At 66.7% G+C, this 20073-nt stretch carries 20 protein-coding genes; 16 read left to right on the top strand and 4 right to left on the bottom strand.

Going from position 1 to position 20073, the window contains the following annotated elements; genetic code table 11:
- Window positions 1-2 precede the first annotated feature (2 nt).
- The 3 genes from MF610_RS10875 to MF610_RS10865 are packed head-to-tail and all read right to left on the bottom strand — an operon-like array spanning window position 3 to window position 2220.
- Window positions 3-812: a shikimate dehydrogenase family protein gene (locus MF610_RS10875; protein WP_242196184.1), complete on the bottom strand. Its 810-nt coding sequence runs from the start codon at window positions 810-812 to the stop codon at window positions 3-5.
- The gene (locus MF610_RS10870; protein WP_242196181.1) at window positions 809-1405 is read right to left on the bottom strand and encodes a Maf family protein; all 597 of its coding nucleotides are present in this window, start codon (window positions 1403-1405) and stop codon (window positions 809-811) included. The genes MF610_RS10875 and MF610_RS10870 overlap by 4 nt, the downstream gene beginning before the upstream one ends.
- Entirely contained in the window at window positions 1402-2220 is an 819-nt protein-coding gene (locus MF610_RS10865) for a pyruvate, water dikinase regulatory protein (RefSeq protein ID WP_242196177.1), read from the bottom strand. The genes MF610_RS10870 and MF610_RS10865 overlap by 4 nt, the downstream gene beginning before the upstream one ends.
- A gap of 308 nt (window positions 2221-2528) precedes the next feature.
- Here MF610_RS10865 and hemE point away from each other — a divergent pair, with 308 nt between their 5' ends.
- The 11 genes from hemE (at window position 2529) to MF610_RS10810 (ending at window position 13463) form a co-directional block, all read left to right on the top strand.
- Window positions 2529-3563: a uroporphyrinogen decarboxylase gene (gene hemE, locus MF610_RS10860; protein WP_242196562.1), complete on the top strand. Its 1035-nt coding sequence runs from the start codon at window positions 2529-2531 to the stop codon at window positions 3561-3563.
- Window positions 3560-4015, top strand: coding sequence for a CopD family protein (locus MF610_RS10855; protein ID WP_242196174.1), 456 nt, complete (start codon window positions 3560-3562; stop codon window positions 4013-4015). Before hemE ends, MF610_RS10855 begins: the two co-directional genes overlap by 4 nt.
- A gap of 17 nt (window positions 4016-4032) precedes the next feature.
- Window positions 4033-4371, top strand: coding sequence for a hypothetical protein (locus MF610_RS10850; RefSeq protein WP_242196172.1), 339 nt, complete (start codon window positions 4033-4035; stop codon window positions 4369-4371).
- 195 nt (window positions 4372-4566) lie between these two features.
- Window positions 4567-5823, top strand: coding sequence for a transcription termination factor Rho (rho, locus tag MF610_RS10845; protein WP_055786574.1), 1257 nt, complete (start codon window positions 4567-4569; stop codon window positions 5821-5823).
- A 283-nt stretch (window positions 5824-6106) separates the two neighbouring features.
- A complete protein-coding gene (locus MF610_RS10840; protein ID WP_242196169.1) occupies window positions 6107-6337 on the top strand; it encodes a DUF6489 family protein in 231 nt (76 codons plus the stop codon).
- On the top strand, window positions 6327-7613 hold the full coding sequence (gene mnmE / locus MF610_RS10835) for a tRNA uridine-5-carboxymethylaminomethyl(34) synthesis GTPase MnmE (protein WP_242196166.1): 1287 nt from the start codon (window positions 6327-6329) through the stop codon (window positions 7611-7613). Before MF610_RS10840 ends, mnmE begins: the two co-directional genes overlap by 11 nt.
- A 25-nt stretch (window positions 7614-7638) precedes the next feature.
- Entirely contained in the window at window positions 7639-9465 is a 1827-nt protein-coding gene (gene mnmG / locus MF610_RS10830; RefSeq protein WP_242196163.1) for a tRNA uridine-5-carboxymethylaminomethyl(34) synthesis enzyme MnmG, read from the top strand.
- Window positions 9462-10082 carry a 16S rRNA (guanine(527)-N(7))-methyltransferase RsmG gene (gene rsmG / locus MF610_RS10825; RefSeq protein WP_242196160.1) on the top strand — a complete coding sequence of 207 codons (621 nt, stop codon included), beginning with the start codon at window positions 9462-9464 and terminating at the stop codon, window positions 10080-10082. The genes mnmG and rsmG overlap by 4 nt, the downstream gene beginning before the upstream one ends.
- Complete coding sequence (locus tag MF610_RS10820) at window positions 10079-10858, top strand: ParA family protein (RefSeq protein ID WP_242196157.1); 780 nt, start codon at window positions 10079-10081, stop codon at window positions 10856-10858. Before rsmG ends, MF610_RS10820 begins: the two co-directional genes overlap by 4 nt.
- On the top strand, window positions 10855-11772 hold the full coding sequence (locus MF610_RS10815) for a ParB/RepB/Spo0J family partition protein (protein WP_242196154.1): 918 nt from the start codon (window positions 10855-10857) through the stop codon (window positions 11770-11772). The genes MF610_RS10820 and MF610_RS10815 overlap by 4 nt, the downstream gene beginning before the upstream one ends.
- Window positions 11773-11816: 44 nt before the next feature.
- On the top strand, window positions 11817-13463 hold the full coding sequence (locus MF610_RS10810; protein ID WP_242196559.1) for an ATP-binding protein: 1647 nt from the start codon (window positions 11817-11819) through the stop codon (window positions 13461-13463).
- A 134-nt stretch (window positions 13464-13597) separates the two neighbouring features.
- On the opposite strand, the gene MF610_RS10805 is transcribed toward MF610_RS10810, so the two are convergent.
- Complete coding sequence (locus MF610_RS10805) at window positions 13598-15049, bottom strand: M23 family metallopeptidase (RefSeq protein ID WP_242196151.1); 1452 nt, start codon at window positions 15047-15049, stop codon at window positions 13598-13600.
- A gap of 195 nt (window positions 15050-15244) precedes the next feature.
- Here MF610_RS10805 and MF610_RS10800 point away from each other — a divergent pair, with 195 nt between their 5' ends.
- The 5 genes from MF610_RS10800 (at window position 15245) to MF610_RS10780 (ending at window position 20073) form a co-directional block, all read left to right on the top strand.
- A complete protein-coding gene (locus MF610_RS10800; protein WP_242196149.1) occupies window positions 15245-17752 on the top strand; it encodes a helicase-related protein in 2508 nt (835 codons plus the stop codon).
- The gene (locus MF610_RS10795; protein ID WP_242196146.1) at window positions 17752-18075 is read left to right on the top strand and encodes an RNA-binding S4 domain-containing protein; all 324 of its coding nucleotides are present in this window, start codon (window positions 17752-17754) and stop codon (window positions 18073-18075) included. The genes MF610_RS10800 and MF610_RS10795 overlap by 1 nt, the downstream gene beginning before the upstream one ends.
- 40 nt (window positions 18076-18115) lie before the next feature.
- Window positions 18116-18454: a ferredoxin FdxA gene (fdxA, locus tag MF610_RS10790; protein WP_055757295.1), complete on the top strand. Its 339-nt coding sequence runs from the start codon at window positions 18116-18118 to the stop codon at window positions 18452-18454.
- A gap of 243 nt (window positions 18455-18697) precedes the next feature.
- The gene (locus MF610_RS10785; RefSeq protein ID WP_055757298.1) at window positions 18698-19231 is read left to right on the top strand and encodes a CarD family transcriptional regulator; all 534 of its coding nucleotides are present in this window, start codon (window positions 18698-18700) and stop codon (window positions 19229-19231) included.
- A 125-nt stretch (window positions 19232-19356) separates the two neighbouring features.
- A complete protein-coding gene (locus MF610_RS10780) occupies window positions 19357-20073 on the top strand; it encodes a GIN domain-containing protein (protein ID WP_242196142.1) in 717 nt (238 codons plus the stop codon).

Raw genomic sequence — 20073 nt, 5'->3', positions numbered from 1 at the left:
GTTCACGCCAGCAATCGCGCGCGCAATTCCTCGTCGCGGTCGCGCGGCGGGGCTTGCCCAAAGAACAGTTCGAACGCCAGCGCCGCCTGCCCGACCAGCATTTCGAGGCCGTCGACGGTGTCGAGCCCGCGATCATGCGCCTGGACCAGCAGTGGCGTCTCGATCGGGGCGTATACCGCGTCGTAGACGACGGCATCGTCGGGCAATGGCGTCAGATCGATCGCCAGTGGCGGCTGTCCGGTCATGCCGAGCGTGCTGGCGTTGACCAGCAGTTTGGCCGCCGGCAGCGGGGCGGTGAGGGGGAGCGCGTCGCCCTTCAGTCCGAAGGTCGACAGCAGCGCGGCGGCCTTGAGCGGGTTGCGGTTAAGCACGGTGACGCGCCCGACGCCGAGCTTCGACAGCGCGAACAGGATCGCGCGTGCTGCGCCGCCGGCACCGATCACCGCCACCGGTTGCCGCGTGAGGTCAAGCCCGGCGATCGGCGCATGGAATCCCGCCGCATCGGTGTTGGTACCGATCCAGTCGCCTTCGGGTCCGCGGAACACGGTGTTGATCGCGCCGATCGAGCCGCGAACGTCGCCCGGATCGGCGACATGGTCGAGCGCCGCCAGCTTGTGCGGGACGGTGACGTTGCACCCGCGCCAGTGCGGATCGCTGCGACGCTCGGCAAAATAGGCGGCGAGGTCGTCAGGTTTCACGTGGAACGTTCGGTACTCGGCATCAAGGCCGAGCTGGTCGAGCCAGAAGCTGTGGATAACCGGTGACTTGCTATGGGCGATCGGATCGCCGATCACTTCTGCATAAGGCTTCATGCGGGCAGTTTTCCCCGTTGGCGCAGATAGCGCGCGATTTCGAGCAGCGGCATGCCGAGGATCGTCCAGTGATCGCCGTCGATCCGGTCGAACAGCTGCACGCCCGGCCCCTCGATCCGGAAACAGCCGACGCAGCCGGCAATGGCGGGCCATTCGGCGTCGAGATAGGTTTCGATGAACCCCTCGGACAAGGGACGGACGGTCAGCTTCGCGTGGCCGATATGGCGCCATACCGGCTGGCCACCCTCGACGAACACCGCCGCGCTGAACAGGTCGTGGCGTCCGCCCGACAGTGCGCGCAGATGCGCGGCGGCATCGGCGCGATCGACCGGCTTGTCGAGCACGGTGCCGTCGGCGAGCGCGACGACCGAGTCCCCGCCCAGCACCAGCGTGCCGGGCACGCGGGTCGCGGCGCGCATCGCCTTCATCTCGGCCAGCGCATCGGCAAGATCGCGGGGCTTGAGCGCTTCGGCGGCCAGCGCCGCCTTGGCCGCTTCCTCGTCCAGCCCGCTCGCCATCGCATCGTGCGGAATACCGGCGGCGTCGAGCATCGCGCGGCGGGTGGCGCTCAGCGAGGCGAGGACGAAGCTCATGCGCGCTGCTCCAGCTTGCGATCGTTGCACAGGGTGATGATCGCCGCCGCCGTTTCCTCGATCGAGCGGCGGGTGACGTCGATTACCGGCCAGCCATTGTCGGCGAACATCCGCCGGGCATAGGACAGTTCCTTCACCACCGCATCCTGTTCGACATAGTCGGTGTCGGGCATCTGGTTGAGCGACAGCAGCCGATTGCGGCGGATCGCGATCAGCCGGTCGGCGCTGGTGGTCAGCCCGACGACCAGCGGGTTCTTCAGCGTGAACAGGATCGGCGGCGGCGGGCTTTCGACGACGATCGGGATGTTCGCCGTCTTGTACCCACGATTGGCGAGGTAGATCGATGTCGGCGTCTTCGACGAGCGCGAGACGCCGGCCAGTACGATATCGGCCTCTTCCCAATCCTCCGACGCGATGCCGTCGTCATGGCCGATGGTCCATTGGATCGCATCGACGCGGGCAAAATAGGCGGCGTCGAGGCTGTGCTGCCGACCCGGTCGTGCCTTCGCCTCCTGCCCCAGCAGGTTGGACAGCGCGTTGCTGACCGCGTCCATCGGCGCGACGATCGGCAGGCCTAATGCGGCGCAGCGCGCCTCCAGCATCCGCCGGATCGCCGGGTTGACCAGCGTATAGAGCACCAGCCCGGGATTGACCGTGATCTCGGCCAGGATGCGTTCGAGATGGGTTTCGGAGCGGACCATCGGCCAGAAATGGCGCATCGTGTCGACATCGTCGAACTGCGCCAGCGCCGCCTTTGCGATATTCTCCAGCGTTTCGCCGGTGGAGTCGGACAAGAGGTGGAGGTGCAGCCGCATGGGCGCCTTTCTGCACAAGGCTGTGGATAACTCGGGGGCAGGGGCTAGCGTAACTCGGACCCGCCGCCAAGCTGTGGGGAAGCCGGTTTTCATGCCCAGCTTATCCACAATCCCGGCACAGGCAGCGATTCAACCCACAGGCTGTGGATAGTGTGGATGACACAGCGTGAATCGGCGGGTTTGCGTGGGGTTCGCGGCGTCAATCTGTTGGCATTTCGGGCAATCCACCATAAGCCCCGATATCCACCGCCCAACCTCTTCCAACCATCTATTTAGATTCTACTTTAATAGTAGAAGGAGCGACGACGCTGACCGGTTCTCCTGATCCCAAACCGCTTCTCCGGGTGCTCGCCGGCGAGAAGCTGCCGACCCCGCCGCTCTGGCTCATGCGACAGGCGGGGCGCTATCTTCCCGAGTATCGCGCGCTCCGGGCGGAAAAGGGCGGGTTCCTCGATCTCGTCAACGACCCCGAAGCCGCGACCGAAGTGACGCTGCAACCGCTGCGCCGGTTCGCGTTCGACGGGGCGATCCTGTTCAGCGACATCCTGATGGTGCCGAACGCGCTGGGCCAGAAATTGTGGTTCGAGGCGGGGGAGGGACCGCGGCTTGCGCCCGAACTGCGTACGCGTGCGGCGATCGATGCGCTGGAACCGAACCCGGCGATCCTCGACCCGGTCTATGCGACGGTGCGCGGGGTTGCCGCCGCGGTACCGGCCGCCACCACCTTCCTGGGCTTCGCAGGATCGCCGTGGACGGTCGCCACCTACATGATCGCGGGCAAGGGTAGCCGGGAGCAGGCCGAAGCGCGCAGGATGGCCTATGGCGACCCTGAAGCGGTGCAGGAACTGATCGACCGGATCGTCATGATGACGATCGACTATCTGGCGGCACAGGTCGCGGCGGGGGTGGAGGCGGTGCAGTTGTTCGACAGCTGGTCGGGCAGCCTCGCGCCCGCCGAGTTCGAACGCTGGGTCATTGCGCCGACGGTGGCGATCGTCGAGGGACTGCGCGCACGCTGCGACGTGCCGATCATCGGTTTTCCGAAGGGTGCGGGCGGCAAGCTGGCCGCCTATGCGCGCGAGACGACCGTCGATGCGATCGGGTTGGACGAGACGGTTGATCCGGTATGGGCGAATGCGCAGTTACCCACAGGACTGCCGGTGCAGGGCAATCTCGACCCGTTGCTGCTGATCACCGGGGGCGCGGCGCTCGACGCCGGGGTCGACCGGGTGATCGCCGCCTTTGCCGATCGGCCGCATGTGTTCAATCTGGGGCACGGTATCCAGCAGGACACGCCGATCGCGCATGTCGAGCAACTGGTGGCGCGGGTGCGCGGGTCGTGAGCGGCTTTCTGGGCGGCGCCTATCTGTGGATAAAGGCGGCGCATATCGTGTTCGTCATCTTCTGGATGGCGGGGCTGTTCATGCTGCCGCGCTATCTGGTGCATCATCAGGAAGGGCTGAACGACCCGGCCGAGCCGCCACGCTGGATCCGGCGCGAGGCGTTGCTCAGGCGGATGATCCTGACCCCGGCGATGGTGATCGTGTGGGTGCTGGGGCTGGCGCTGGCGGCCAATGTCGGGCTGTTCGACGGCGGGGCCGGGCTGGGGTGGCTGCATGCGAAGCTGCTCGTCGTCGTGCTGCTCAGCGGCTATCATGGCTGGGCGGTCGGGTACGCCCGGAAGCTGGCGGCGGGGCGGCCGACATTGACGGCGCGGCAGTTGCGGTTGGCGAACGAACTGCCGGCGCTGGCGGCGGTCGCGGCGGTGGTATTGGCGGTGGTCAAGCCGTTTTGAACAGGGGGAGATGAGCGATGTGGATGGCGTTGGCGCTGATACAGGCGGCGGCGACGCCGCTGCCGGCAGGGGTCGAGGAGGATCTGTGGTGCATCGCAGTGATATCCACAGCCGCCGCCAGCGCGCCTGCGGACCAGCAGCCCGGCCTGGTCGGTGGAATGATGTATTACATGGGGCGGGTCGATCGCGTGGTGCCCGGGATCGACTATGCGGTGGAACTGCGTCGTTTGCTCGACGCGAAGGACGCGGACGCGACCATCAGTGCTGCGGCAAAGCGCTGCGGCACGAAGCTGCAGGACGTCGGCGGGTCCATGCAGCGCTGGGGAAAGGCGTTGCAGCAAAAGGACGGGAAGTAGCCAGGCTATCATGGACTCGATTCCGCGTGATGCGGGGCGAACGCGTGCGGTGCCCCTCGCGCTGCTTGACTTGATCGCCCCTGCAACCTAGGTCGAATACAGCGGTGCCCGGTCCTCGGTGCGCCCGTCCCAGCCGCTTGTGTCCGCCTTGTTTGCCGACCCTGCCTAACCATCGCTGATCTGGACCACCCCCCGATGCATCTCAAAGACTTAAAGAAACACGCCCCCGCCGAACTGGTCTCGATGGCCGAGGAGCTGGGCGTCGAAGGCGCATCGACGATGCGCAAGCAGGACCTGATGTTCGCGATTCTCAAGGCGCGTGCCGAGAATGGCGAGCAGATCATGGGTGTCGGCACGATCGAAGTGCTGCAGGACGGCTTCGGCTTCCTGCGCAGCCCCGAAGCTAATTATCTCGCCGGGCCGGACGATATCTATGTCTCGCCGAACCAGGTCCGCAAGCATGGCCTGCGCACCGGTGATACGGTCGAGGGCGAAGTTCGCGCGCCCAAGGACGGCGAGCGGTATTTCGCGCTCAGCAAGCTGGTGTCGGTCAATTTCGACGATCCCGACGCGGTCCGCCACCGGGTCAATTTCGACAACCTGACGCCGCTCTATCCCGAGAGCAAGCTGACGCTCGATCAGCTCGACCCGACGGTCAAGGACAAGTCGGCGCGGGTGATCGACATCGTGTCCCCGCAGGGCAAGGGCCAGCGTACGCTGATCGTCGCGCCGCCGCGCGTCGGCAAGACCGTCATGCTGCAGAACATGGCGAAGGCGATCACCGACAACCATCCCGAAGTGTTCCTGATCGTCCTGCTGATCGACGAACGCCCGGAAGAAGTAACCGACATGCAGCGCAGCGTGAAGGGCGAGGTCGTCTCCTCGACCTTCGACGAACCGGCGCAACGCCACGTCCAGGTCGCGGAAATGGTGATCGAGAAGGCCAAGCGGCTGGTCGAGCACAAGAAGGACGTGGTCATCCTGCTCGACAGCATCACCCGCCTCGGCCGCGCCTACAACACGGTCGTGCCGTCGTCGGGCAAGGTGCTGACCGGCGGTGTCGACGCCAATGCGCTGCAGCGGCCCAAGCGCTTCTTCGGTGCGGCGCGCAACATCGAGGAAGGCGGTTCGCTGTCGATCATCGCCACCGCGCTGATCGATACCGGCAGCCGCATGGACGAAGTCATCTTCGAAGAGTTCAAGGGCACCGGCAACTCGGAAATCGTCCTCGACCGCAAGGTGGCGGACAAGCGCATCTTCCCGGCGCTCGACGTCGGCAAGTCGGGTACCCGCAAGGAAGAGCTGCTGGTCGACAAAACCAAGCTCAGCAAGATGTGGGTGCTGCGCCGCATCCTGATGCAGATGGGGACGATCGACGCGATGGAGTTCCTGCTCGACAAGATGAAGAATTCGAAGACCAACGAGGATTTCTTCGACAGTATGAACCAATAGCGTTTGGACCGCGCCATGCTGGCGCGGATCACAAACGCGACCGGCCGGCGGGCTACAAGCCCAACCGACGACGCGGGCTTCGCCCGCGTCCGCCCCAAACGAACCGCCCGTCTTTTCCACAGGGAGAAGGCGGGCGTTTTCGTATCTACGCCAGCGCGCGCCTGCGGAGGGAGACCCCAGCCTGCGCCGGGGTGACGAAGTACGGATGGCGCAAGCCTCCCTTATCGCCATCCACAGCTTTTCCCCCTATCATCCCTGCATCACACGTACGGGAAGGCTCCCCATGAAGATCAACGTCGAAGTCGATTGCACCCCGGAGGAAGCGCGCCGCGCGATGGGCCTGCCCGACTTCACGCCGGTCCATGAACGCTATGTCGCGATGCTGACCGAGACGATGGAGAAGGGCGCCAGCCCCGAACTGCTCGACCAGTTGATGAAGAGCTGGGCGCCGATGGGCGAGGCGGGCATGACCTTCTGGCGCAAGATGTTCGAGACGGCGGGTCGTGGCGGCTGACACCATCTACGCGGTGTCGAGCGGGCGTCCGCCCGCGGCGATCGCGGTGTTGCGGATATCGGGGAGCGGAGCGATGGCCGCGGCGACGCGGTTGGCGGGTACGCTGCCGTCGCAGCGCCGCGCCGGCGTGCGTGCGCTGCGGGACGCTGTGGATAACCGGTTGCTCGACCGGGCGCTGGTGCTGGTGTTTCCGGGGCCAACGACCGCAACCGGCGAGGATCTGGTCGAGCTGCACCTGCATGGTGGACGCGCGGTGGTGGCTGGGGTCGAGCAGGCGCTGGCAGGGTTGGGACTGCGCGCGGCCGAACCGGGCGAATTCACACGGCGGGCGCTGGCGCATGGCCGGATCGACCTGACTGAAGCCGAGGGGCTGGGCGACCTGTTGTCGGCCGAAACCGAGGCGCAGCGGCAGATGGCGCTGGCGAACAGCGACGGGCGGTTGCGGCGTGCGGTGGCGCAATGGGCGGCGACGTCCACGCGGCTGTCGGCGATGGTCGAGGCGGTGCTCGACCATGCCGACGAGGATGATGTCGATGGCAGCGATGCGGTGCTGGCCGGGGTGCGACGCGACGCCGGTGCACTGGCGGTCGAGATCGCGGCGGTACTGGCCGTGCCGCCGGTCGAGCGGTTACGCGACGGCATCCGCGTCGTGCTGGCCGGGCCGCCCAATGCCGGCAAGTCGACGTTACTCAACGCGCTGGTCGGGCGGGAGGCGGCGATCGTGTCGCCGCTGGCCGGGACGACGCGCGATGTGATCGAAATTCCGGTGACGCGCGAGGGGGTGGCGTGGCTGTTCCTCGATACCGCCGGGTTGCGCGACGATAGCGATGATCCGGTCGAGCGTATCGGGATCGATCGTGCGGCGGGATCGATTGCGGCGGCAGATATCGTGGTGTGGCTGGGCGACGACGCCCCGCCGCTGGGCACGCGCGCGATCGCGTTGCATGCGCGGGCGGATGTGCGCGAAGGTGTCGCGGACGATCGTTTGGCGGTGTCGGCCGTGACGGGTCAGGGCCTCGACCGGCTATGGGCGGCACTGGGTACGCATGCGGCGGCGCTGTTGCCCAAGGTCGATGAGTTGGCGCTTAACCGACGGCAGGCGCATCATGCCGATGCTGCCGCAGGTGCGTTGAATCGTGCTGCGGCGCAGGACGATCCGCTGTTGCTGGCGGAGGAATTGCGCTATGCGGTGCAGGCATTCGCGGCACTGACCGGGATGCGCGCGACCGAGGCGGTCCTCGACGATCTGTTCGGTCGCTTCTGTATCGGCAAATAATGTTCCACGTGGAACCACGAGCAGCATGACCTTTGATGTAGTGATCGTCGGCGGCGGGCATGCCGGCACCGAAGCGGCGAACGCCGCAGCCCGGCGTGGCGCGACGACGTTGTTGATCGACTTCGATCCGACGCGGATCGGGGCGATGTCGTGCAACCCGGCGATCGGCGGATTGGGCAAGGGGCATATCGTGCGCGAGATCGATGCGCTCGACGGACTGATGGCGCGCGCGGCGGATGCAGCGGCGATCCATCACCGGATGCTCAACCGGTCGAAAGGATCGGCGGTGCAGGGGCCGCGGGTGCAGGCCGATCGCGTGCGCTATGCCGCGGCGGTAAAGGCGCTGCTCGTACATCCGAAGTTGATGGTCGTGGCCGGGGATACCGTCGCGTTGCTGACCGACGGCGAACGCGTCGCCGGGGTCGAACTGGCCGATGGTACGCGGATCGCAGCGCGGTCGGTCGTACTGGCAACCGGTACCTTCCTGGGCGGTACGATGTTCCGCGGCGAGGAACGGGAGGTCGGCGGGCGAGTCGGTGAGCGTGCGGCGACGCGGTTGGGACAGCAGTTGCGCGACCTGTCATTGCCGATCGCGCGGTTGAAGACGGGGACGCCACCACGATTGGACGGGCGGACGATCGACTGGGCGGCGCTGCCCGAACAGCCGTCTGACGCCGGCGTCTGGACGATGTCGCCGCTCTCCGACCCGGCACAGCGGTTGCCGCAACTCGCCTGTGCGATCGCGCGGACGAACGACCGGACGCACGATATCATCCGCGCGGGCCTCGATCGATCGCCGTTGTTCAGCGGGTCGATCGAAGGGCGGGGACCGCGCTATTGCCCGTCGATCGAGGACAAGGTCCACCGCTTCGGCGACCGCGACGGACACCAGATTTTCCTCGAACCCGAAGGGCTGGATACGCGTCTGGTCTATCCAAACGGCGTATCGACCTCGCTGCCGAGCGATGTGCAACTCGCGATGCTGCGTAGCGTCGCCGGGTTGGAACGGGTCGAGATCGTCACGCCAGGCTATGCGGTCGAGTATGATTATATCGATCCACGCGCGCTCGATGCGACGCTCGGTTTGCGCACGCTCGGCGGATTGTACTTTGCCGGGCAGATCAACGGCACGACCGGCTATGAAGAAGCGGGCGGGCAGGGTCTGGTCGCCGGCGCCAATGCGGCCGGTGCGGCGCTGGGGCTCGATCCGCTGATCCTATCGCGGGAGTCGAGCTATATCGGCGTGATGATCGACGATCTCGTCCTGCAGGGGGTGTCGGAACCGTATCGGATGATGACCGCACGCGCCGAATATCGGTTGCGGTTACGGTCGGATAACGCCGCGACCCGGCTGCATGCGATTGGGATAGCGGCAGGGTTGGTGTCGGATGCGCGGCAGGTGTTCGAGGCCAGGTGCCAAGAGCAGCGTGCGGCACTGATGGCGGCGATGGAGCGGCGGCATGTCGCGAATGCCCTTGCCGCCAAGGGTGCGCCGGTTGGCGGTAGCGATATGCGCAGCGGCAGCGAATGGTTGCTGGTGCCGGGAGTCACGCCCGAGCATCTCGGAATCGAAGGCGATCCGGCAGTGCTGGGCGAACTGATCGAAGATGCACGCTATGCGCCGTATCTCGAACGGCAGGCGGCCGAACTGACGGCGGCGAAGGTCGATCATGTGGAACTGCCGCGCGACTTTACCTATGGTGCGGTGCCGGGCCTTTCGAACGAGATGGTCGAACGGCTGACGCTGGCGGCGCCGGAGACGCTGGCGGCGGCGGGACGGATACAGGGGGTAACCCCGGCGGCATTGGTCGCGATCCTGCTGCACCATCGCGGGGGCAAGCTGGCGGCATGACCGAGGAGGAAGCACGCGACTGGATCGCGACCCGCTATGGCGAGGCGCGGACGGCGACGCTGGTGCGGTTCGCCGACCGGATCGTGGCGGAAACCGTGAACCAGAATCTGATCGCGGCATCGACGATCGAGTCGATCTGGGAACGGCATCTGCTCGACTCGGCGCAGCTGGTGCCGCTGGCGGCGGAGGCGGGGGATGGTGACTGGATCGACATCGGGTCAGGCGCGGGCTTTCCGGGTATCGTCGCGGCGATCCTGACAGATCGTCGGGTCGTACTGGTCGAGCCGCGCGGGCGGCGGGCGACGTTGCTGGCGGAGATGGCGTCCGATCTGGGTCTGACCAACGTCGTGGTCCATCAGGCGAAGATCGAGCGGCTGGCCAGCGATCGGCCGGCGGCAGTCATCAGTGCCCGGGCGGTCGCACGATTGGCGGCGTTATTTGCGATCGGCCATCGGCATGGCGATGGCGATACGATATGGCTGTTGCCGAAGGGGCGTTCCGCCGCCGAAGAGCTGGCCGAGGCCAAGGCTGACTGGCGCGGAATGTTTCACGTGGAACAGAGCATTACCGATCCGACATCGTCGATCGTGGTCGCCAAGGGAGTGCGCCAAGCATGATTTGCATTGCCATCGCGAACCAGAAGGGGGGCGTCGGCAAGACCACCACGGCGATCAACGTCGGCACGGCGCTGGCGGCGACCGGGCTCGACGTGCTGATCCTCGACCTCGACCCACAGGGGAATGCGTCGACCGGGTTGGGCATCGGCCGCAACGATCGCGAGCATTCGACCTATGACCTGCTGGTCGGCGACTTGATGCTCAACGAAGCGGCGATCCCGACCAAGGTGCCGCGCCTGTCGATCGTGCCGGCGACGGTCGATTTGTCGGGCGCCGAGATCGAGCTGATCGAGTTCGAAGCGCGGACACACCGGCTCGACCGGGTGGTTGAGGCGAGTGGCGGACGGTGGGACGTGATCCTGATCGACTGTCCGCCGTCACTGGGGCTGCTGACGATCAACGCGATGGTGGCGAGTCATGCATTGCTGGTGCCGCTGCAGTGCGAGTTCTTCGCGCTGGAAGGGTTGAGCCAGTTGTTGTCGACCGTTGAGCGGATTCGTGGGCGGTTCAATCCCGGGCTATCAATCCTGGGCGTGGTGTTGACGATGTACGACCGGCGTAACCGGCTGACCGATCAGGTGTCGGACGATGTGCGCGCGGTGTTGGGGAAAGTGGTGTTCGATACGGTGATCCCGCGCAATGTGCGCCTGTCCGAAGCACCCAGCCACGGCATGCCGGCCTTGATCTACGATTATCGCTGTGCCGGGTCGGAAGCCTATATCGCGCTGGCCCGCGAAGTGATTGCGCGGCTGCCGTCGCTGGCGGAAGCGGCATGAGCGAACAGCCGACACCGCGCCGTCCGCGCATGGGTGGTCTTGGCCGCGGGCTCAGTTCGTTGCTGGGCGAACCCGATGGCGAGGGGACGACGGCTCGGGGATCGACGCCGCCCACTGGTGTGCGCCAATTGCCGGTGACCGCGCTGTCGCCGCTGCCTGGACAGCCGCGCCGCTTCTTCGATGAATCGGCGCTCGATGAGCTGGCGGAGTCGATCTCCGCCCGCGGCGTGATCCAGCCGATCGTCGTCCGTCCGCATGGCAAGGGCTATCAGATCGTCGCGGGAGAGCGTCGCTGGCGCGCGGCGCAACGGGCGCGGCTGCACGAGGTACCGGTGGTCGTCCGCGACTTCACCGATGCCGAGACGATGGAAATCGCGCTGGTCGAAAATATCCAGCGCCGCGACCTGACCGCGATCGAGGAGGCGGAGGGCTATCGCCGGTTGATCGACGAGTTCGGCCATACGCAGGAAGCACTGGCCAACCTGGTCGCGAAGTCGCGCAGTCACGTCACGAACCTGTTGCGGCTGCTCGAACTGCCCAAGCCGATCCAGGACATGGTCGGCGATCAACGGTTGAGCATGGGCCATGCCCGTGCGCTCATCAACGTGACCGGTGCGGAATCGATTGCCGAAAAGGTGGTCGCCAAGGGGCTGTCGGTCCGTGACGTCGAACGCCTTGCCCGTCAGACGCGCGAACCCGATGCGAAGCGCAGTCGTGCGCCGCGCGAGGCGGCCAGCCCCGCGGACGGATCGATCGACGCCGATCTGCGCGCGCTGGAGCGGCAGCTGGGCGACGTCCTCGGCCTGAAGGTCCAGATCGCCCATGGCGAGAAGGGCGGGACAATCACCATCGGCTATTCGACGCTGGGCCAGCTGGACATGGTTTGCCAGCGGTTAAGTGGCGAACGAATCTGACACGCAAAATTTACGGATAGGCGCGCAGGGTGGCGGCGATGAATATGCCGATCCGCCCTCCGGCGCCCGAGTCGCCCTATGCAACGCGCGCCGACGAATCGGTCGCGATTGGGGTACTCCTCGACATATCCGGTGCCTCGAGTCGATTGCTGCTCGACATGGCGGCGGTGTCGATGCTGGCCAATTCGGTCCGCGATGGCGAGGCACCGGCCGGGCAGGTCGGATCGCTGGTCAAGTTGCAGATCGGCAAGACCTGGGTCATCGCCAGCATCCGGTCGACCCGGCTTGCCGATGACGGATCGAACCTGATTGCCGATGTCGACCTGATGGGCGAGGGCTATGAGCCCGAACCGGGGCAGGGCATGCGCGGGTTTCGGCGTGGGGTTACCCGCTATCCCCTGCCGGGGTCGCCGGTACATCCGGTTTCGATCGACGCGTTGCGGCGAATCTATGCGATGCAGGATCGGCCGCACATCACGGTCGGCCATATTCATATGGCGCCTGATCTGCGCGCGGCGTTGTATGTCGATCCGCTGCTCGGCAAACATTTCGCGCTGGTCGGATCGACCGGTACCGGCAAATCGACCTCGACAGCGCTGATCCTGCACCGCATCTGCGATTACAGCCCGCATGGCCATGTCGTGGTGATCGACCCGCATGGCGAATATGCCGCCGCGTTCGAGGACAAGGGCGAGCTGCTCGACGTCGGCAATCTGCAGTTGCCCTATTGGCTGCTCAACTTTCATGAGCATTGCGACATTCTGCTGACTTCCGAAGGATCGGCGCGACAGATCGAGGAGGATATCCTTGCCCGCTGCATATTGGGGGCGAAGGCCAAGAACCGAATGGCGCAGGATATACCGCGCCTGACGATCGACGCACCGGTACCGTATCTGATTTCCGACCTGTCGGCGCTGATCCAGGCCGAGATGGCGAAGATGGACCGCGGCAGCGACAACGCGCCCTATCTGCGGTTGAAGGCGCGGATCGAGGAAATCCGGGCCGATCCGCGCTATGCCTTCATGTTTTCGGGCATGCTGGTCGCCGACACGATGGCCGGGTTCCTCAAGCGGGTGTTCCGCCTGCCGGCGCGGGGCAAGCCGATCTCGATCATCGACGTGTCGGGCGTGCCGTCGGAAATCACCTCGGTCGTCGTCGCCGTGCTGGCGCGGCTGGTGTTCGATTTTGCGATCTGGTCGCGGGGTGAGACGCCCAAGCCGGTGCTATTGGTCTGCGAGGAAGCGCATCGTTACGTGCCGAGCGAGCGCGGCGGGATCGCTTCGGCGGCGTCGGGCATTCTCAACCGGATCGCCAAGGAAGGGCGCAAATATGGTGTCTCGTTGGGGCTGATCACCCAGCGGCCGTCCGACTTGGCCGAAGGGGTGTTGTCGCAGTGCGGCACGATCCTGACCATGCGGCTCAACAACGAACGCGACCAGGCGTTCGTCCGCGCGGCGATGCCCGAGGATGCGCGCGGGTTTCTCGACGCGATCCCGGCGCTGCGCAACCGCGAGTGCATCATCGTTGGTGAAGGCGTCGCCACGCCGATCCGGATTTCGTTCGATTCGCTGGAGGCGGCGCGGTGTCCGGCCTCCGCCTCCCCCTCGTTCACTGCGATGTGGCAGCAGGAGGGGGGCGAGGATGCGATGATCGAGCGGACGATTCGCCGGTGGCGGACGCAGGGCCGGTAAGCCCTTGTCTGGACCGCGCTGATCTGGACGTCATCCCAGCGCAGGCTGGGATCTTCCGGTGATAGCGCGCTGCAGGAACCGCATGAGGCCCCAGCCTCCGCTGGGGCGACGACCGTCGGCGAATCAATTCGAACCTAGCGCGCAGCCACACCCATCAGCCGACCGACCAGCTGGCGGAACCGGACGAGTTCGTTGCCATCGAGCCGCTGCACCGTCGCGAACGCTACCGAGCGCGGGTTGACTGCGACGCCGTTCTTCCACAGTTCGTAATGCAAATGCGGGCCGGTCGACAGGCCGGTCGACCCTACATAGCCAATCACCTGACCCCGGGCGACGCGGGTGCCGGCGGACACGATGATCCGGCTCATATGACCATAGCCGGTGGCGAGGCCCCCGCCATGGTCGAGCTTCACGAAATTGCCGTACCCGCCATGGCGCCCGGCGGTGACGACCCGGCCGTCGGTAGTCGCGCGGATCGGGCTGCCATAGGCCGCCGCGAAGTCCATGCCCTTGTGCAGCCGGCGGAAGCCCAGCACCGGATGGACGCGCCAGCCGAAATTGGAGGAGATGCGGGCGGCGACCGGCCACATCATCGCGCCCTTGCGCTCGCCCACGCCCTTCGGATCGAGCCATTCGGTGCGGCCGTCGTCCTGCCAGCGGACGAGGCGGACATCGCGGCGCCCCTCCAGCCCGGCATAGAGCAGCTGACCGAGCTGGACTTCGCCGGTTGCGGCGCGTGCCTGTTCGACGATCAGGTCGAAACGGTCGTCCTGCCCGACCTGCCCCATCGGGACGAGGCCGGAGACGGTGCGGATATAGGATTCGACCGCCTTGGCCGGCGCGCCGGCGGCGCGGGCGGCGCGGTAGAGGCTGGCGCCGACCCGGCCGCGGATGCGGAGCGGCGTGTGGTCGATCGCGATCGGCCGGGCGTCGAGCCGCAGCGTACCGCCATCGCGGACGATATCGAGCGCGAGATCGAACTTCGCGCGGAAGGCGAGGCGTTCGAGCGGGCGGGGCTGCGACAGCGTGTCGCGGCGGCCGAGCGTGACGTCGAGCCGGGTGCCGGGCGACAATTCGCTCGGGTCGACCCGGCCGGCGACGAGTGCGGCGACCTGGCGTGCTTCACCTGCGCCGACGCCGGTGCGTTCGAGCGCGCTGGCGATCCCGCTGCCAAGCGTCGCGGTCGCTTCGACGATCGGGCGTTCGGGGGTGTCGGCCAGCGGCACGACCCGCGACGTCGCGGCAAGGCGCATCCCGCTGGTGGCACCCAGCGCGCTGGCGCCGAACGACAGGCTGCGTGCTTCGTCGAGTGCGGTGCCGTCGAGCGGGGCAGGGACGCTGCTCAGGATCGGGCGATCCCATTGGGGCGACAGGGCCCAGAGGGCGGCGCATAATGCGGTGCAGCTGGCGAGCCCGCGCCACCAGTCGCGCGACCCGATCGCGGCGCCAAGGTCGGGAGTCCAGTCGAACGATTCGATGCGGCCGCGCAGGGCGGAGGTCGGGGCGGACAGGATCGGCGCACGGCCGAAGCGCAGCGCGCTGGTGCCGCCGGCCAGTTCCAGTCCATGATCGGTGCGCAGGAACACGCCCAGCCCCCAAATTCGGCCGCCCGACCCGGCCCGGTCCTACCCCTGTGAAGGCAAAGATTTAAAGTCAAATGAACCAACCGACCGGTCGGAACGACTGCGGCAAAGCGTTTACCGTATGCGACGGACGGAATCGTTTTACGGAACCGGCAAAACCCGTTGCACGGGCGCGCGACAGCCCCGATGTTGTGGAAGATGAGCCAGTTCGCGCGTAGCCCGGTCACGGCAGTGCTGGGGCCGACCAATACCGGCAAGACCTATCTCGCGATCGAGCGGATGTGCGGCCATGCGTCGGGGATGATCGGTTTTCCGCTCCGCCTGCTTGCCCGCGAGAATTACGATCGCGTCGTCGCGATGAAGGGCGTGGAGAACGTCGCGCTCGTCACGGGTGAAGAACGGATCGTGCCGCCCAAGGCGCGGTGGTTCCTGTGTACCGCCGAATCGATGCCGCTGGAGCGCGAGACTGCGTTCGTCGCGCTGGACGAGGCACAGCTGGGCGCCGATCCCGAACGCGGCCATGTGTTCACCGACCGGCTGTTGCGGGCACGCGGGCGCGAGGAGACGATGATCCTCGGGTCGGATGCGCTGAAACCGATGATCCGCGCGCTGGTAAAGGATGCCGAGGTCATTTCGCGCCCGCGCTTTTCGACCCTCAGCTATGCCGGCGCGCGCAAGTTGTCGCGGCTGCCACGGCGATCGGCGATCGTCGCCTTTTCATCGGAGGAGGTCTACGCCGTGGCCGAGGCGATCCGGCGGATGCGCGGCGGGGCGGCGGTGGTGATGGGGGCGCTGAGCCCACGCACCCGCAACGCCCAGGTCGCGATGTTTCAGTCGGGCGAGGTGGATTATCTTGTCGCGACCGATGCGATCGGCATGGGATTGAACCTCGACGTCGCGCATGTCGCTTTCGCATCGCTGCGCAAGTTCGACGGGCGGCGGCAGCGGCGATTGACAGTGGCGGAGATGGCGCAGATCGCCGGGCGTGCCGGGCGGCACCATCGCGACGGGACGTTCGGTGCGTTGGTCGAGGAAGGGCCGAACGCCTTTACGCCCGAGGAAGTGCTGGCGATCGAGGGGCATCACGTCCCGCCGCTCGAACGGCTATACTGGCGCAGCGGCGAGCCGGATTTCTCCAGCCTCGACGCGCTGATCGACAGCTTGGAGCAGCGTCCGCGCGATCCGGTGCTGATGGCGGCGCCGGAGGCAATCGACCTGATCGTGTTGAAGCGATTGGCCGAGGAGGACTGGGTACGGGCGCGAACGCGGTCGTCGACGATGGTCCGGCGGCTATGGGCGGCCTGCGGCCTGCCCGATTTCCGCAAGCTCGGCCCCGATCCCCACAGCCGCTTCGTCGGGCGCATCTTCGGGCATTTGAGCGAAGGGGCGGGGCATATCCCGCACCAATGGTTCGCCGACGAATTGCAGCGGCTGGACCAGATGAGCGGTGATGTAGAGACGATCGCCGGGCGGATCGCCGCCGCGCGCAGCTGGGCCTATATCGCACATCGCAGCGACTGGCTGCTCGATCCCGAACATTGGGCGGCACGGACGCGCGCGGTGGAGGAAAAGCTGTCCGACGCGCTGCACGACCGATTGCGCCAGCGCTTCGTCGATCAGCGGACGACGGTGTTGTTGCGGCGGATCGGGGCCGGCGCGGCGGATTTGCCGGTCGATGTCGCCACCGATGGTGCGGTCAGCGTCGACGGCCATGCGCTGGGGCGGCTGACCGGGTTCCGGTTCGAGGTGTCGCCGGAAACCAGGGTCGCCGACAAGCGCTTGCTGATCGCCGCCGCCGAAAAGGGACTGGCCGGCGAGCTGCGCAAGCGCGGCGGCGAGCTGGTGGTGGCGGGCGACGCCGAACTGACGCTGGTTGCCGAGCCGGGTGGGATGCCCGAACTGACATGGAACGGGCTGCCGGTGGCGACGCTGACCGGAGGGACGACGCTCGACCGGCCGGCGGTGATGCTCGATCGCAGCCTGTCGGTGCTGGAGCGCAATGTGCAAGGGCAGGTGCGTGACCGATTGTCCGAATGGGTGCAGGCGGAACTGCTGCGGCGCGCGCCGACCTTGGCCACGCTGGCGGCATTGGCGCGCGATCCGGCGGTGAGCGGGGCGTTGCGGGCGGTGGCGGCGGCGCTGACGGAGGTCGGCGGCATCGCCCCGCGCGACGGGTTCGACACGATGCTGGCACCGCTGACCGGTGACGACCGGCGGCGGCTGCGCAAGGCGGGGGTGACGATCGGGTCGCTCGACCTGTTCGATCCGCGGCTGTTCCGCCCGGCATCGGCGCGGTGGCGTGCGGCACTGCTGGCGGCGCGCGATGGCCATGCGATCGAGGCACTGGCGCCGACCGGCGCGACGGTGCTGCCGGCGGGGCAGGGGGCGTGGGGCTATCGCCGGTTCGGGCCGCAGGCGGTGCGGGTGGACCTGATCGAACGGCTGGCGCAGGCGGCGCATGACGCGCGCAAGGGCCATGCCCCGTTCGCACCCGATCCGGCGCTGGCGATATCGATCGGCCTGAAGCCGGAGACGATCGCCCGGTTGATGGCGCAGTTGGGGTTCCGGCCGAGTGCAGCGGAGGGAACGGTAGCGCAGTGGCGGTGGGCGCCGCCGCGACGCCGGGCGGCGGTGCCGGCGCCGCGTCCGGTCGCGCGTCCGGGCAATGCCTTTGCCGCGCTGGCCGATCTGGGCTTCGACCGCTGATGGCGGCACGGGCGCCCGAACTGCTGCCGCAGATGCGGCTCGACATGTTCCTGTGGTATGCCCGTTTTGCCAAGACGCGCAGCGCGGCGCAGGCGATCGCCGAGAAGGGCACGTTGCGCATCGACGGGCGGCGAATCGAACGATCGCATTGCCCGGTGCGGGTGGGTGCGGTGCTGGCCTTCCCCTTGGGCGGCCGGGTGCTGGTGCTGCGTGTCGCGGCGCTGCCCACGCGGCGAGGGCCGCCGGCCGAGGCACAGACGCTCTACACCCTGCTGGAACCGACACGGGCCGGCCCCGTTGACGAGGACGGCGACCCGGCATAACGCGGGGCAAATTCGTTTTTTCCGGAGCTTGGACCGACCCATGACCTACGTCGTCACCGACGCCTGCATCCGCTGCAAATATATGGACTGCGTCGAGGTGTGTCCGGTCGACTGCTTCTACGAAGGCGAGAACATGCTCGTCATCAACCCCAGCGAATGCATCGATTGCGGTGTGTGCGAGCCTGAGTGCCCCGCCGAAGCGATCCTGCCCGACACCGAAAGCGGACTGGAGCAGTGGCTGGAGCTCAACAATACCTATTCGGCGCAGTGGCCCAACGTCACCCGCAATGCGAACCAGACGCCGCCCGATGCCGACAAGTGGAAGGGCGTCGAGAACAAGATCGAGCATTTCTCGGCCGAGCCGGGCGCGGGCGACTAAACCCCCTTTCCGATCATGTTCCACGTGAAACGATCGCCGGGCCGCGACAGCGGTTCCGGCGTTTCGGCTTTGCGCTGGTAATTTTGTTGCCAGAGTGTTATACACGTCGGCGACGGCGGCAGTTTCATGCCCCGCCCGGAGATCACCTTTAGCTCGTCCCCTTGTCGTCCCGTCAGCCTCCGCCAAATCCAGCGTAGGTAAACAGGCGATGCGTTCGGGACGACGACCACGGAAAGGTTACCAATGGCTGCCAAGGCATTGTCCTTCGATGTCGGCGATTATGTCGTGTACCCCAAGCACGGTGTCGGCCGTGTGATCGAACTCCAGCGTAGTGAAATCGCTGGCATGCAACTCGAACTCTATGTGTTGCGCTTCGAAAAGGAGCGGATGACGCTACGCGTTCCGACCAACAAGGCGGAAAGCGTCGGCATGCGCAAGCTGTCGTCGGACAAGACGATGCGTGAGGCGATGGAAACGCTGAAGGGCAAGCCCAAGGTCAAGCGGACCATGTGGTCGCGCCGTGCGCAGGAATATGAGGCGAAGATCAATTCGGGCGACCTCGTGTCGATCGCCGAAGTGGTCCGCGACCTGTTCCGTGCCGACGACCAGCCCGAGCAGAGCTATTCCGAACGCCAGATCTTCGAGGCGGCGGCAAGCCGCCTGGCACGCGAACTGGCGGCGATGGAGCAGGTCGACGAGCCCAAGGCATTGGAGCGGATCATCGAAATTCTGCGCGATGCCGCGGCGATCTATAACAAGGAAAAGACCGCCGCCTGATCGGGCGCGGTTTCTTCTGCGACGAAGAGGGCGGCCGGCGACGGTCGCCTTTTTTCGTATCCGGTTTCCAGACTAGGCGTCCTACGTGTTCTGCTGTATTATTATGGCAATACAGGAGAGACGCAATGCGCTGGATCGTCTTGGCGACACTCGGACTCGCAGCTTGCGGCACGGGGGAGGGGAACGACAACCAGCCCCGCACCGACGTCCGACCCGTAGCGTTACGCGATTTCACCGCGGTGGCGCTGGAAAGCACGGATCAGGTCGAGATCACGCGCGGGCCGGGCTTTGCCGTTCGGATCGAAGCCGATCCGGTGCTGCGAGATCGGCTGGATATCCGTCGCGACGGCGACACGCTGCGCATTGGACGCAAGGATGATGGGTCGTGGACGGCGGGTGATGGCATCGCCCATATCCGCATTGCGATGCCGTCGATCACCGCGGCGGCGCTGGCGGGATCGGGCGATATCGCGATCGATCAGGTCGAGGACGGCTTTGCCGGCACGCTGGGCGGGTCCGGCGACATGACGATAGGGCAGCTGCGTGGCGAACGCGCGTCGCTGACCGTTGCTGGCAGCGGCACGATCGCCGCGGCGGGGGCCGTCCGGCAACTGGCACTGAGCGTCGCCGGATCGGGCGATATCGATGCGCGGCAGGTGCGCGCCCAGGGTGCGACCGTCTCGATCGCCGGTACCGGCAGCATTACCGCCGATATCGACGGCCCGGCCCAGGTGACGGTGGTCGGCAGCGGATCGGCGACGCTTGGCGCCAACGCCCGCTGCACGATCAACCGCGTCGGCACCGGCGAGGTGACCTGTGGTCGCGGCGACCGGACCGGCTGA

The sequence above is a fragment of the Sphingomonas hankookensis genome (genome assembly GCF_022664465.1).
Taxonomy (GTDB): domain Bacteria; phylum Pseudomonadota; class Alphaproteobacteria; order Sphingomonadales; family Sphingomonadaceae; genus Sphingomonas; species Sphingomonas hankookensis.
The sequence above is the reverse complement of the archived record's forward strand: the minus strand, read 5'-3'. Positions and strand labels throughout refer to the sequence as shown.